Origin of the sequence: Archangium violaceum, assembly GCF_016859125.1 — a bacterium.
Taxonomy (GTDB): Bacteria; Myxococcota; Myxococcia; order Myxococcales; family Myxococcaceae; genus Archangium; species Archangium violaceum_A.
Window position 1 is genome coordinate 10,201,272 of sequence record NZ_CP069338.1, and the last position, 14,137, is coordinate 10,215,408.

Sequence of the window (14,137 nt, forward strand, 5' to 3'; positions counted from 1 at the left end):
CCGGCCCTCTCCCAGAGGGAGAGGGAGTCCACGGCTCCACTTCTGGTTGCATCCGTGTTTTTCTGACACTATGTTGGTGTCAATTAAACACGAAGACGAGAGGGGTGGGTCATGAGCATCCGGTACATGAAGGCGCCGCCGACGACGTACGTCATGCAGTTCAAGGACGGGCGGGTGAAGCGCGAGGGGCTCGGCCTCTCCTTCTTCTACTGGGCTCCCACCACCACCGTGGTCGCCGTGCCGCTCTCCAGCTCGGACGTGCCCTTCGTCTTCAACGAGATCACCCAGGACTTCCAGGCCGTCACCCTCCAGGGCCAGCTCACCTACCGCGTCGCGGATCCCAAGCTGCTCGCCGGGCTGCTCGATTACTCGGTGAAGCCCTCGGGCGAGTACGCCTCGGAAGATCCCTCGAAGCTGGAGGAGCGGCTCGTCCAGATCGTCCAGGTGCGCGCACGCACGGTGGTGCAGTCCATGCCCCTGCGCGAGGTGCTCGTGCAGGCGGCCACCATCGAGGGCAAGGTGCTCGCGGCGCTGCGCGAGACCGAGGCGGTGCGGATGCTCGGCGTCGAGGTACAGGGATTCGCGCTCCTCTCGACGCGCCCCACCCCGGAGATGGCGCGAGCCCTCGAGGCCGAGGCTCGTGAGGCCCTCCAGCGGCGCGCGGACGAGGCCATCTACGCCCGCCGCAACGCCGCCGTGGAGCAGGAGCGGCGCATCAAGGAGAGCGAGATCGCCACCGAGCTGTCCGTCGAGGCCGGCAAGCGGCAGATCCGCGAGGCGCAGATCGCCGCGGACATTGCCGTGGAGGAGCAGCGCGCCGCCTTCATGGAGCGCTGGAGCGAGAACGAGCGCAAGGCCGCCGAGGCCAGGGCCTACGCGCTGGAGAAAACGCTCGCCCCGGTGCGGGATGTGGACTGGAAGGTGCTCATGGCGGCGGCCGGTGGCGGGAACGATCCCAAGCTGAACATCGCGCTCGCCTTCCGTGAGATGGCGGAGAACGCGGGGAAGATCGGCGAGCTGAACGTGTCCCCGGATCTGCTGCGTTCGCTGCTCTCGGGCCCATCGGGGAGCCAGGCGCGCCATGGCTGAGTACGAGAAGATCGTCCTCGTCACCCGCAGGACGCGGCTCGCCGAGTTGGTGGAGCGCTTCAACACGCGTTCGCAGGCGCGCTTCTACCTGGAGCACGCCGGCCAGGACTTCGAGGACTACGCGCGGGAGGACGACACCTATCGCCGTTCGCTCGATGCGCTCCATAAGCTGCAGGAACTCGGGCTACCGGTGCAGCAGGTGGACCGATCGCTGGTGCCCACCTTCCTCTTCACCGGCAAGGAACTGGTGGTGACGGTGGGCCAGGACGGCCTGGTCGCCAACGTGGCGAAGTACGTGGGCTCCCAGCCGATCGTCGGCGTCAATCCGGACCCGGAGCGCTTCGATGGCGTGCTCCTGCCCTTCGGCATCGACAAGGCCCGGGTAGCGGTGCGCCACGTGTTGGAGGAGCAGGCCCGCTTCCGCGAGGTAACGCTCGCCGAGGTGGTGCTGAGCGATGGTCAGCGGCTGCTCGGGTTCAATGATCTGTTCCTCGGGGCGCGCACCCACGTCTCCGCCCGCTACACCCTGCACTACGAGCGCCGCGCCGAGTCCCAGTCCTCCAGCGGCATCATCGTTTCCACGGGTGCGGGTTCGAGCGGCTGGCTGTCCTCGGTGTTCACGCTCGCGCAGGGGCTCACGGAGGCAACAGGAGGACAGCCGGGACTGCCGTGGCGGCTCTCCTGGGAGGACCCGCGGCTGGCCTTCGTGGTGCGCGAGCCCTTCATCAGCCGGCACTCGGCGGCCAGCGTGGTGGCCGGCTTCGTCAGCGCGCAGCAGGAACTGGAGGTGGAGTCTAGGATGCCCTCGGGGGGCGTCATCTTCAGCGACGGCGTGGAGGAGGACTTCCTCGCCTTCAACGCCGGCACCACGGCCCGGGTGCGCCCGGCCGCCCAGCGCGCCCGGCTCGTCGTTCACTGAGCGGCTAAAGTAGACGCGGGTGTTCGTAACTCGCTGGCCTTTATAGGTCTGGTGGGATGCGTAGATGGCGTATACCGGCGCGAAGATGCTCACGAGGCCGACAACGGCCTTCACTTCCGTCGACGCTGGAGTGGTGCCAGAAAGGTAGACACGGCATCTCCGGCAGGCGTCATAGCGAAGCGTCGACCAGTTCTCGACATGGCACTTCGGACGTCACTCTCCAACCCTAACCCGGAAGCGCGGAGGCGAGCGGCTCCAGCTGCTGCACCTTCACATTCGTGACCTTCCCCGTCTTCTCCAGCGTCCCCTGCCCCACCAGGAACAGCGCGCCATGGATGTCCTTGCGGAATCGCGCGTACGCATCCGGTGGCACCACCAGGTTCGCGATCCCCGTCTCATCCTCGAGTGACAGGAAGCAGAATCCCTTCGCCGTCGGTGGCATCTGCCGGCAGATGAGCATCCCTCCTACCGCCACACGGGCTCCCGCTCGCACCCGCTCCAGACCCGCCGCCGTCACCGCGCCTCGCTTGCGCAGCACCGGCCGCAGCAGCTCCAGCGGGTGCTTCTCCAGCGACACGCCCACCGTCTCGAAGTCCTTGCTCACCCGCTCCGCCACGTTCATCTGGGGCAGTTCCACCTGCGTCCCGTCCATCGCCATCCCGAAGAACAGGTCCGTCTCCTCCAGCGGGCCCAGCGCCTGGATCTCCCACAACGCGTCCCGCCGTGAGCCGCTGAGGCTCCCCAGTGCCCCCGACAGCGCCAGACGAGCCAGCTCGTGCCGGGGCGTCCTCGTCCGTCGGGCCAGCTCTCCGATGCTCGCGTAGCGCACGCCCTGCCGTGCCGACTCCACCCTCCGTCCCGCTGCCTCCTGGAGCCCTCGCACCATTCGCAGGCCCAGCCGCAGTGCCCCCCCCTCCTCCATCGTGCAGTCCCACCCCGAGTGGTTCACGTCCACGCCCAGCACCTTCACGCCGTGCCGCTGCGCGTCCGCCACCAACGTGTGCGGTGCGTAGAAGCCCATCGGCTGCGAGTTCAGCAGCGCCGCCGTGAACGCCGCCGGGTAGTGGCACTTCAGCCACGCCGAGGCGTACGCCAGCAGCGCGAAGCTCGCCGAGTGGCTCTCCGGGAAGCCGTAGTGCGCGAACCCTCGGAACTGGCGGAACAGCGTGTCCACGTACTCGGGCGTGTACCCCCGCGCCACTCCGCCCTCCACGAAGCGCTTGTGGAACGGCCCCAGCCGCTCCTCCGCTCGCTTGTGTGACAGCGCCCGCCGCAGTCCGTCCGCCTCCGCAGGAGTGAAGCCCGCCACCGCCATCGCCAGCTTCATCGCCTGCTCCTGGAAGAGCGGCACCCCCAGGGTCTTCCGCAGAATCCGCTTCACGTCCTCCGACGGATACTCCACCGGCTCCCGCCCCTCGCGCCTTCGCAGGTACGGGTGCACCATGTCCCCCACGATCGGCCCCGGCCGGATGAGGGCGATCTCCACCACCAGATCGTAGAAGCACCGAGGCTTCAGCCTCGGCAGCATGTTCATCTGCGCCCGGCTCTCGATCTGGAACACCCCGATCGAGTCCGCGTTGCACAGCATCTCGTAGACCGCCGGGTCCTCCGCTGGAATCGTGGCCAGCGACAGCTCGCGCCCGTGGTGCTCCTTGATCAGCGCCAGGCACTTCGCCAGCGCCGTCAGCATCCCGAGCCCCAGCAGATCCACCTTCAGGACTCCCACCGCCTCCAGGTCGTCCTTCTCCCACTGCACCACCGTGCGGCCCTTCATCGCCGCGTTCTCCACCGGGATCATCTCCACCAGCGGCTCACGGGTGATCACGAAGCCGCCCACGTGGATGGAGAGGTGCCTCGGAAAGCCCTCGATCTCCGTCGCCAGCGCGAGCGTCTGCCTCACCCGCCGGTCATCCACCGACAGCCCCACCTCCTTCAGCAGCTCCGGCCCCATCTCGCCGCCATGCGAGCCCGCCGTCTTCGCCAGCCGGTCCACCTGGTCCAGCGACAGCCCGAGCGCCTTGCCCACCTCGCGCAGCGCCAGCCTCCCCCGGTAGCAGATGACCTCGCACACCATCCCCGCGCGGTGCCGGCCGTGCTTCTCGTAGACGTACTGCAGCACCTCCTCGCGCCGCTCGTGCTCGAAGTCCACGTCGATGTCCGGCGGCTCCTTGCGCTCCATGCTCAGGAAGCGCTCGAAGAGCAGCCCCATCCGTACCGGATCGATCGCCGTGACTCCCAGCGCGTAGCAGACCGCCGAGTTCGCCGCGCTTCCCCGCCCCTGGCACAGAATCCCCCGCGAGCGCGCGAACCGGACGATGTCCCAGATGGCCAGGAAGTACCCGGCGAAATCCAGGGCCGCGATGAGCTTCAGCTCGTGCTCGATCTGCTTCACCACCTCGGGCGGAACGCCTCCCGGGTAGCGCACCTGGAGGCCCTGGTACGTCAGCTCGCGCAGCCAGCTCGACGTCGAGTGTCCCGGCGGCAGGTCCTGCTCCGAGAAGTGGTAGCGCAGCCCGTCCAGCGTCGCGTGGCAGCGGCCCGCCAGCTCCAGCGTGCGCTCGAGCGCCTCCGGGCAGTCCGCGAACAGGCGCGCCATCTCCTCCGGCCCCTTCAGCGTCCGCTCCGCGTTGGGCAGCCGCCGCGTCCCGAGCTGCCCCAGTGTCGTCTTGTACCGGATGGCCGTGAGCACGTCCTGCAGCGGCTGGCGGCTCCGGTCGTGCGTGTGCACGTCGTTGTGCGCGCACAGGGGCGCTCCGAGATCCTTCGCCAGGGCCTTCGCCTGCGCCACCCGCGCCTCGTCTCCCGAGGACAGTGAGCGGGAGACGCCCACGTAGAAGCGCTCCGGGAAGGCCTCCGCCAGCGGTGCCACTCGCTCCACGGGGACCGGGTGCGGAAGCAATGCCAGGAGGCCCTCGTTGCCCTCGGCCAGCTCGCGCCAGGGCAGGCCCGCCTCCCCCTTGGGGTGCAGCATCCGGCTCTTCGAGATGAGCCGGCTGAGGTTCGCGTAGCCCCTCGCGTCCTGCGCGTACACCACCACCCTCGGGCCATCCATCAGCGTCAGCTCGCTGGCCAGCAGGAACTTGATGCCCGCGTCCCTCGCCGCCAGGTGCGCCTTCACCGCCCCGTACAGCCCGTCCCCGTCCGCGAGCGCCACCGCGGCCAGTCCCCGCTCCGCGGCGGCCTGGATCAGTTCCTCGGGGTGCGAGGCCCCGCGTAGAAACGAGAAGTTCGACCGGCAGACCAGCTCCGCGTACACGTCCGCCACCCTACTGAGCAGCCGTTCAGGCGGAAGGTCCGCCCCGGTAGGTATGTTCTGTCTACCCGCTGTGTCTCGTCACTTTGGAGGTGAGCTCCCACCGCGTGACCTTCTCGTGAAGTGAGCGCGTGGGTGGGAACCCGAGACGTCTGATCCAGACCCTCACCCCGACCCTCTCCCAGAGGGAGAGGGAGTGGATGCGAAGATGCTCGGGTGGATGTTCGATCGTTGATAGGGTTCGACCGTGTCCTCGATTCGGCGACGCGCTTGGGGGTGGGGCTGCGTGCTGCTCCTCGTGCTCGGACTCTCGTGCACGCGGGGAGACCCGTCATTACCTCGCGCCCTCATCCACGAAACCTACGTCTGGCAGCGTGACTGGAGCCCGGAACTGGTCCAGGCCGTCGCGGAGGCTCCTTCGGAGTTGAGTGCGCTCCGTGTGTTGGCGCGCGAACGCTCGGGGCCGGCGCGGATCCCGGTGGATGTGGCGGTGGACGTGGAGGCCCTGGCACGCAGCGGCCGCGAGGTGGTGGCGGTGATGCGGGTGGATGGCACGGCGCCGCTCGAGGGTATTTCCCTCCAGGAGGTCGCCACGCATGCGCGGGCCTGGCGGGCCAGGGGCGTGCGCGTCCGAGGCATCGAGCTCGATCATGACTGTGCCACCGCCGCGCTGGCCGATTACGCGGATTGGCTGGCGCGCGAGCGAACGGCACTCGGGGAGATGGCGCTCTCCATCACGGCACTGCCCACATGGAGCACCTCGCCAGCGCTCGCCCGGCTGGTCTCCGTTCCCGACGGCATCGTGCTCCAGGTGCACGCCGTGCGCGCGCCCACGCTCTTCACGCCCGAGGAGGCCCGGGGCTTCACCGAGGCCTGGGCCCGCGCCACCGGCCGCCCCTTCCTCGTGGCGCTCCCCACCTACCGCGTGCGACTGCGCGAGGGGACGCGCCTGTCCGCGGAGCCGCGAGACGTGGCCCGCTTCCTCGCTGGCCTGCGCGAACGCCCCGTGGAGGGTGTCGCCGGCATCATCTGGTTCCGGCTCGGCCACCGGGGGGATCCGGACGCCTGGAGCCTCCCCACGCTCGCGGCGGTGGTGCGGGGTGAATCTCTCGCCCCGCGGCTCGTCCCTCGCCTCGTGGATGCAGGGGGAGGCACTCTGGACATCGTCATCGAGAACACGGGCCGCGTGGATGCCGAGGCTCCCGCGCGCCTCTCCCTTTCCGGAAATCTCGAGGTCCTCGATGGAGTGGGTGGCTACTCCCCCCAGGGGACCTCGCTCGTGGCGCGCATGCCTCCCCGCCTGCGCGTGGGAGAGCGCCGTGTCATCGGCTTCGTGCGGGGAACCGAGGTGACCCTTGCTGCTCCGTAGCATATCGACGTGTCTGGCTCTCTTGATGTTGCTGACGCCCGTGCGCCGCGCGCACGCCTGCGGCCCCGACTTCCCACCCGAATTGCTGAGCGACAGGCTCGGAACGCTGGCGGAGCTGCCGGACGGCCTCTTCATGCTCGAGGTGTCACGACTGCTGCCAAAGCCAGCGGATACCTTCCTCGTGGTCGAGAGCTACCCGGAGCCGGAAGGAGCTCGGACAGGAGGCGGAGCCCGCGAGACGGCGTTGTACGAGGCCGGCGCGAAGGCCTTCCACGCGGGGGACTGGGAGGAAGCCCGGGCCCGCTTCCTCGAGGTGCTCACGCTGCCCGCCGAGGAGCGCCGACGCTTCTCCACCTTCGCGGCTTTCATGTTGGGGCGGACGGCGCACTCGGCACCGGAGGCGCGGCTGCACTTCAGCCAGGTGCGTGAGCTGGTCCGCCAGGGGTTCGAGGATCCACTCGGCCTGGCGGTGGCGAGCCTCGGCGAGGAGGCACGGGTGCTCCTGAATGAGGGTGATGACACGGGCGCCATCCGGCTCTACGCGGAGCAAGCGGCCCACCGAAGTGTGAGCGGACAGGCCTCGCTGCTGTTCGTCGCCCGGAAGCTCGCCCTTGATGAAACACGCCTGCGAAAGGCACTGCGGGATCCCCTGGCGCAGCGCCTGCTCACGACCTACGCCTGGACGCGCGCGAAGGAGACGGTGTGGGTGGACGGTGAGGCTCAAAGCTCCCCGATGCCTCGGCTGCTGGAAGCACTCGCGGCGGTGCCTGGACTGGCGGGGGCGGACCGGCTCGCGGCGAGTGCCTGGCAGGCGGGACGCTTCGACCTGGCCGAGCGCTTCGCCGGGCAGGAGAAGACCGCGCTGGACGCGTGGGTCAGGGCGAAGCTGGCGCTGCGGCGTGGGGACCGGCCGTTGGCGGAGCAGTGCCTCGCGGAAGCCGCACAGGGGTACCCCGAAGCGGAAGACTGGTCTCGCAAGGAGCTCGACGAGCATCCCCAGCGGCCACGGGCGCGGGTGGAGGGGGAACGGACCCTGCTCGCACTCGCGCAGGGTGACTTCCAGCAGGCAGCGGAGCACGCCCTGGCGAGCTGTTCCTGGGAGGACCTCGCCTACATCGCCGAGCGCGTGCTGACGGTGGAGGAGCTCCAGCGGTTCCTGGCGGACCATGCCTCCGATCCGGCGGGCCGGTGCGCTCCCGAGCTCTCGTCCCTTCTGAAGTACGAGACCCACGACAAGACGGACGAGGACCCGAACGCGCGCCTGCGGGTGCTGCTCGGACGGCGCTTGTTGCGGAGCGGGCGTGGCCATGAGGCGCAGGCGTTCTTCCGAGGCACGCGGTGGGAGGAGCCCGCGCGCAAGTACGTGGAGGCACTCGACCAGGCCCAATCCGCCTGGAGCGACGTGGATGAGGCACAGGCGCTCTATTCCGCGGCGCGGCTCGCGCGCACCCAGGGCCTCGAGCTCCTGGGCACCGAGCTCACACCGGACTGGGGCTACATGAAGGGGTTCTTCGACCCGGGAACGTGGCGCCCAGAGATGCGGCAGCACATCGAGGTGACCCCGGCACGAATCGCGCTGAAGGACGTCCCGGTCACCACGGAGGCCGAGAAGGATCGCTGCTCGGCCCACGCGCCTCCGCACCCGCTGAGATTCCACTACCGCTCCACGGCGGCGGACCTGGCCGAGAAGGCGGCGGAGTTGGTGCCACCCCGAAGCCAGGCATACGCGGCGCTCCTCTGCCATGCCGCGCGGTTCGTCTCGCGCACCGACCCGGAGCGGGTCCAGCGGCTCTGGCGTACCTATGTGAAGCGGGGGGCCTTCGTCCCCGAGGTCTCACAGTTCGGCCAGAGCTGCCCGGAGCCGGACTTCGAGCGGCTTCGAAACCAGAAGCTCACCCTGCGGTGGCCGGCCCGGCGGCTGAGTACGCTGGCGATGGTGGGCGGCGGAATGCTGCTGCCCGTGGCGGGTGCCTTCTTCTTCGTGCGCCGCAGACGGCGGGAGACGAAGAGTCAGGGGAGCGGGAAGTAGCCCCCCGCCCTCAGCGGATGCTTCCCGTTTCGATCGCCCGTGCAGAAGAGTGACAGCACGTAGTGGAACGCGATTCCACTCGTGTCCCGCCCGCTCTTCTGTGCGTACCGCGCCACCAGTTCCTCGCGCGCCAGGTTGCCCGGCAGCATCGTCGGTCCGAACGGCAACGCGAGCCGCTCCTCGGGATCCTTGGCCTCGGCCCAGTACGCCAGCGCCATCCCCAGGTCCGATAGCGGCTCGCCGATCGTCGCCATCTCCCAGTCCAGCACCGCCCGGATGCTCGGGAGCCGCTCCGCATCCAACACCAGGTTGTCGTATTTGTAGTCGTTGTGGATCAGCGTCGGCGCCAGCTCCGCCGGGAGGTGTCCGGCCAGCCACTTCGCCACCTGCTCCATCTCGGGGATGTCGTCCGTCTTCGCCTTGCCCCGTAGCGCTCCGTCCACCCCGCCACCTGCCGGCCCAGGTACCCCTCCGGCTTCCCGAGCTCCGCCGCGCGCCAGTCCACCGCGTGCAGGTCGACCAGGTTGTCCACGAAGTTCTCCGACAGCTTCCGCATCAGCTCCGGCGTCAGCTCCAGTCCCTTCGGGGGCTTCGCGCGGATGATGACCCCGCGCACCCGCTCCATCACATAGAAGGTCACCCCCATGGGTGACTCGTTCTCGCCACACAACACCAGAGGCCGAGGCACCTTCGGGTACACCGGCAGGAGCCCGCTGAGGAGCCACGAGACATCCAGTTCCTCGCCCGGACGCACCGCCCTCGTCCGGTCCATCCAGTCTGGCGTGCTCATTGCGCCCTCCCCTTCTTCGGACCCCGATGCTCCGGGCTCAACCCACCTGGCGCGACCCGGAGGACACTTCTTCCAGGAAGCTCACCAGCGCGGCGTTCACCAACTCCGGCTCCTCCACCGACGAGGTGTGCCCACCGCGCGGCAGCTTCACCAGCCTTGAGCCCGCGATGGCCGCGTGGATGCGCTCGGCCTTGGCCGGCACCGTGGCCACGTCCTCCGCGCCCACCAGCACCAGCGTTGGCGTCTTGATGCGAGACAGCTCCTCGTACACCCCACGCCGGCGGATGACGCCGTTCACCGCGCGCCAGATGTCACGCCGGTTCTCCATCAGCCGGCGCCGCCACTCGGCCCGCTCCACCGACCGCGCCGGATCCTCCAGGAACGTGCGGCCGAACATGATGCGCATCACCCGGTCCGCCACCAACCTCAGCCCCAACCAGCGGGCGGTGAAGTTGAGAGCCTTGTAGCGCGGCACGTTCTCCTCCGGCTCCGGGTCCGCCGAAGTCTCCATCAGGATCAGCGAGAGCAGCAGGTCCGGCCGCCGCGCCGCCATCCGCATTCCCACGAAGCCGCCCATGGACAGCCCCGCGAAGTGGCACGGCCCCGCGCCCAGCTTCTCGATGAGGCCCACCGCGTCCGCGTACACCGTCTCCATGTCCACGGTGTCCACCTTCCACACGTCACTCTGGCCCTGGCCACGGTGATCGAAGGCGATGCAGCGGTAGCGGTCCTTCAGCGCCGCCACCTGTTTGTCGAACATCCGGCAGTTCCACAGCAGGCCATGGCTGAACACGAGGGGCTCTCCCGAGCCGCCCGAGTCTTCGTAATAGAGGCGGGTACCGTTGACGTTCAGGAAGGGCATGTTGCGCTCCAGGGTTGGGGGCTGTTCTACTCCGGAATGTCGGTCACACGGTCACTGTTGTGGCGCCGAGCGTCGGCACGGTGGCAAGCTCCGGGTCGGACAGGAGCATTCATGGACATCCATGCCTGGCAATTGTGGATCCTCGCCGCGATCATCGCGGGTTCGCTGGAGATGGCCCTCCCGGGCTTCGTGATGCTCTGGTTCTGTGTGGGGGCGCTGGTCGCCAGCCTGTCGGCGGCGCTGGGGCTGGACATCAACGTCCAGCTCGCGCTCTTCACGCTCGTCTCGGTGGCGCTCTTCACCGCGTCGCGCACCCTCTTCAAGAAAGCCTTCATGCGCAACGCATCCACCGTGAAGACGGGTGTGGAGGCGATGGTGGGCCAGGAGGCCGTGGTGACCGAGTCCCTCGTCGAGGGGCACGGGGGCACGGTGCGCATCAACGGAGAGCTCTGGTCGGCGCGTCCGCTCGGAGGTCCCGTGGCCGAGGGCGAGCGCGTCATCGTCGAGCAGGTGGAAGGTTTGAAGCTGTGGGTGCGGCGCCCCTCCGCGTCGCTGGAAGTTCCCCTGAAGAAGAAAGAAGGTCGTTAGATGGGTACCGCAATCTTCATCATCCTCGCGGCGGCCGTGGGGTTCGCCCTCGTCAAGGGCCTGCGCATCGTGCCTCAGGCCAAGGTGATGGTCGTGGAGCGCCTGGGAAGGTTCCACCACGTGGCCAGCAGCGGGTTGAACATCCTCATCCCATTCTTCGACTCGCCCCGCGCCATGGAGATGCGCGTGGACAACCGCATCTTCCGCTCCTACCTGGTGGATCTCCGCGAGCAGGTCATGGGCTTCGACACCGTACAGGTCATCACCCATGACAACGTCACCATGGAGGTGGGCTCGGTCATCTACTACCAGATCGTCGATCCGGCGAAGGCGCTCTACGCCGTGGAGAACCTGGCGCTGGCCATCGAGCAGCTCACGATGACGAACCTGCGCAACATCATGGGCGGGCTGACGTTGGATCAGACGCTCACCAGCCGCGAGACAGTCAACAGCAAGCTGCGCGCGGTGCTGGACGAGGCCACGGAGAAGTGGGGCGTAAAGGTGACGCGCGTGGAACTGCGCGAGATCGAGCCGCCCAACGCCATCAAGGACGCCATGGCCAAGCAGATGACCGCCGAGCGCGAGCGCCGCGCCGAGGTCACCAAGGCCGAGGGAGACAAGGCCGCGGCCATCCTCTCCGCCGAGGGCGAGAAGATCTCGCGCATCCTGCGCGCCGAGGCCGAGCGCGACGCGGAAGTCGCCCGCGCCGAGGGCCGCAAGCGCGCCACGCTGCTGGATGCCGAGGCCAAGGCCGAGGCGACCCGGCTCGTCTTCGATGCCATCAACTCCGGAGGCGGCGCCACGCCCGAGGTGCTGGCGCTGCGCTACATGGAGACGCTGCAGGAGCTGGGCAAGGGCGACAACAAGATGTTCGTCCCCTACGAGGCCACGGCCGCGCTGGGCAGCATCGCGACGCTCAAGGAGGTGTTCACCAAGGAGAGCACGACGCCCCGGGCGCAGCCCGCCCCCAGCGCCGCGGCCCTGAGCGCCCAGGCCCTCTCGCGCACCGTGGCCAACCCGCCGCCCGCCGTACCGGTACGCACCCGCCCGGTCCTCCCCTCGGAGGAATGATCGACGAAGCGTCGGGAACCTTTCGCGGAGCGTGCTGTCCGAGAGGGGGGCACCCTCTCCTGGAGGACACATGTTGGAAGCCTTGGAAGCCGGTGGTTGGGGCATGTACCCCACGCTCCTCGCGGGTCTCGCGCTGTTGGTCACCAGCCTTCGGTACGCCAACCGTCCGGACTCCCGCTACGTGCCGTTGCTCCTCACCCTGGGGCTCTTCACGCTCTTCGCGGGTGGGCTGGGCTTCGTCACCGGCATCATGAACCTGCTGCGGGCCTACGCCGGACCGTTGACCAGTGAGGGTCCCGCCGTCCTGTACCTGGGGGTCCAGGAGGCACTGCACAACATCGCCCTGGCGCTCCTGATGACCACGGTCTCCGCGATCGCCGCCTCCGTGGGCGCATGGCGGCTCGCCCGGCAGGCACGGGCCGCCGCCGTGTCCGCCACCGTACCGACCCGGTAGGAAAAACCTGTCAGGGATTGCGCGGGGACCCGTCAGGGGTTAGAACTTCCGAGCCCTGGGTTTCGGGTCCCTTCGTACACGAGGCTTCGTACTCCATTGAAGATCCACTCCTGAATCGTCGGCGCTGTCTCTCAGCCACCCACCGGGCCCCTCGTGCGTGCCCGGAACGATTCCGGAGTTCCTCGTGTCACTCGTTCGCGCCCACCGCGTCTCCTTCGCGTTCTCCGACGCCATTCCCCTCTTCTCCGATGCCGAGTTCCACCTGCCACCAGGTTGGTCCGGCCTCGTCGGCGCCAATGGTGCCGGCAAGTCCACCCTGCTGCGGCTGATCTCCGGCGAGCTCCAGCCCTCGGACGGACACCTCCGCTTCGAGCCACCCTCGGCGCTCGTCCACCTCTGCCCGCAGCGAGTGGAGGAGATCACCCCCGACATCACCGCGCTCGCCGAGGCGTATGACTCGCGCTCCCGGCGGCTGCTCGGTCAGCTTGGGTTGGATCCCACCGCCCTCGACCGGTGGAGCACGCTCTCTCCCGGTGAGCGCAAGCGCTGGCAGATCGGCGCGGCCCTCTCGCGCGAGCCCGATGTGCTGCTGCTCGACGAGCCCACCAACCACCTCGATGCCGAGGCACGGGACTGGCTCATCTCCGCCCTGCGCCGCTTCCGGGGCGTGGGGGTGCTCGTCTCGCACGACCGCGCTCTGCTCGAGGCCCTCACCACCTCCACGCTGCGCGTGCACGCGGGAACGGTGCGCCTGTGGCCCGGCGCCTACTCCGTTGCCCGCGAGGCCTGGGAGGCGGAGCTGGACGCCCGCCGCGCTACCCGGCAGCAGGCCCAGGAGGAGCACCGCCGGCTCCAGCAGCGGCTCGCTCAGACGCGACGGGAGCAGGAGGCCACCTCCGCGGCGCGCAACGCAGGCGCCCGCATGAAGGACAAGTACGACAGCGACGCGCGCACCCTGGGCGCCAAGAACCTCGTGAGCTGGGCGGATGAGAAGCTCGGGCGCTCCGTGGCCAAGACCCGCCGCGAGGTCGAGCGCGCCGCCTCCGCCGTCGAGTCCATCGCAGTGGAGAAGACGCTCGGCCGCTCCATCTTCGTCGACTACGTCCGCCCCCCCAACCCGCTGCTGTTCAGCCTCGACGTGCCCGGACTGCACGCGGGCGAGGTGGAGTTGTTCGGACCGTTGCGACTCGACGTCCACCGGGACGCGCGTATCCGCATCGAGGGTCCCAACGGTGCTGGAAAGAGCACCCTGCTACGGGCCCTGCTCGGCCAGGCGCGCGTGCCGCTGGAGCGCGTGCTGTACCTGCCCCAGGACGTGAGCGCGGAGGAGGCCGAGGAGGCGCTCGACTCGGTGCGCGAGCTACCTCCCGCGGAGAAGGGCCGCGTGTTGTCCCTGGTGGCGGCGCTCGGGGTGGATCCGGATCGCCTGCTCGCCTCGGAGCAACCCTCTCCGGGCGAGGCGCGCAAGCTGCTCATCGCGCGGGGGCTCGGGCAGCACGCCTGGGCGTTGGTGCTCGACGAGCCCACCAACCACCTGGATCTGCCATCCATCGAGCACCTGGAAGAAGCCCTGCGCGAATACCCCGGAGCGCTGCTGATGGTGACGCATGACGTCCACTTCGCGCGGCAGTGCACCACGGAGCGCTGGTGCGTGCGGGAGCGACGCGTGGACATCACCTCGGACTGAGACACTCCCTCTCCCCTTGGGAGAGG

At 69.0% G+C, this 14,137-nt stretch carries 12 protein-coding genes; 8 read left to right on the forward strand and 4 right to left on the reverse strand.

All coding sequences use genetic code 11. The features are described 5' to 3' along the window. The first annotated feature begins 111 nt into the window (after positions 1–111). Both JQX13_RS43090 and JQX13_RS43095 read left to right on the forward strand, forming a co-directional pair. Positions 112–1,089, forward strand: a complete 978-nt coding sequence (locus tag JQX13_RS43090; RefSeq protein WP_203405216.1) for an SPFH domain-containing protein — start codon at positions 112–114, stop codon at positions 1,087–1,089. Beyond that, a complete protein-coding gene (locus JQX13_RS43095) occupies positions 1,082–2,008 on the forward strand; it encodes an NAD+ kinase (protein WP_203405217.1) in 927 nt (308 codons plus the stop codon). The genes JQX13_RS43090 and JQX13_RS43095 overlap by 8 nt, the downstream gene beginning before the upstream one ends. A 226-nt stretch (positions 2,009–2,234) precedes the next feature. Here JQX13_RS43095 and JQX13_RS43100 read toward each other — a convergent pair whose 3' ends face one another. Further along, positions 2,235–5,273, reverse strand: a complete 3,039-nt coding sequence (locus tag JQX13_RS43100) for an error-prone DNA polymerase (protein WP_203405218.1) — start codon at positions 5,271–5,273, stop codon at positions 2,235–2,237. A 412-nt stretch (positions 5,274–5,685) separates the two neighbouring features. On the opposite strand from JQX13_RS43100, the gene JQX13_RS43105 reads away from it, so the two are divergent. Together JQX13_RS43105 and JQX13_RS43110 are read left to right on the forward strand one after the other, a co-directional pair. Further along, positions 5,686–6,630, forward strand: a complete 945-nt coding sequence (locus tag JQX13_RS43105) for a DUF3142 domain-containing protein (protein ID WP_239014203.1) — start codon at positions 5,686–5,688, stop codon at positions 6,628–6,630. Positions 6,631–6,655: 25 nt separating this feature from the next. After that, a complete protein-coding gene (locus tag JQX13_RS43110; RefSeq protein ID WP_239014204.1) occupies positions 6,656–8,659 on the forward strand; it encodes a hypothetical protein in 2,004 nt (667 codons plus the stop codon). Here JQX13_RS43110 and JQX13_RS43115 read toward each other — a convergent pair. Genes JQX13_RS43115 through JQX13_RS43125 form a run of 3 tightly spaced genes read right to left on the reverse strand, consistent with a single transcriptional unit; the run spans position 8,641 to position 10,311 of the window. Further along, positions 8,641–9,102 (reverse strand): phosphotransferase family protein, encoded by a 462-nt coding sequence (locus tag JQX13_RS43115; protein WP_203405220.1) that lies wholly within the window; start codon positions 9,100–9,102, stop codon positions 8,641–8,643. The two genes, JQX13_RS43110 and JQX13_RS43115, sit on opposite strands and share 19 nt — an antisense overlap. Then, positions 8,994–9,449, reverse strand: coding sequence for a hypothetical protein (locus JQX13_RS43120; RefSeq protein ID WP_203405221.1), 456 nt, complete (start codon positions 9,447–9,449; stop codon positions 8,994–8,996). Before JQX13_RS43120 ends, JQX13_RS43115 begins: the two co-directional genes overlap by 109 nt. 37 nt (positions 9,450–9,486) lie before the next feature. After that, entirely contained in the window at positions 9,487–10,311 is an 825-nt protein-coding gene (locus JQX13_RS43125; protein ID WP_203405222.1) for an alpha/beta fold hydrolase, read from the reverse strand. 111 nt (positions 10,312–10,422) lie between these two features. On the opposite strand from JQX13_RS43125, the gene JQX13_RS43130 reads away from it, so the two are divergent. From JQX13_RS43130 to JQX13_RS43145, 4 genes are all read left to right on the forward strand, one after another. Continuing rightward, positions 10,423–10,899 (forward strand): NfeD family protein, encoded by a 477-nt coding sequence (locus tag JQX13_RS43130; protein ID WP_203405223.1) that lies wholly within the window; start codon positions 10,423–10,425, stop codon positions 10,897–10,899. Then, complete coding sequence (locus JQX13_RS43135; RefSeq protein ID WP_203405224.1) at positions 10,900–11,970, forward strand: SPFH domain-containing protein; 1,071 nt, start codon at positions 10,900–10,902, stop codon at positions 11,968–11,970. Between the two features lie 70 nt (positions 11,971–12,040). After that, entirely contained in the window at positions 12,041–12,424 is a 384-nt protein-coding gene (locus tag JQX13_RS43140; protein WP_203405225.1) for a hypothetical protein, read from the forward strand. A gap of 184 nt (positions 12,425–12,608) precedes the next feature. Further along, a complete protein-coding gene (locus JQX13_RS43145) occupies positions 12,609–14,111 on the forward strand; it encodes an ATP-binding cassette domain-containing protein (protein WP_203405226.1) in 1,503 nt (500 codons plus the stop codon). The last annotated feature ends 26 nt before the right edge of the window (positions 14,112–14,137 follow it).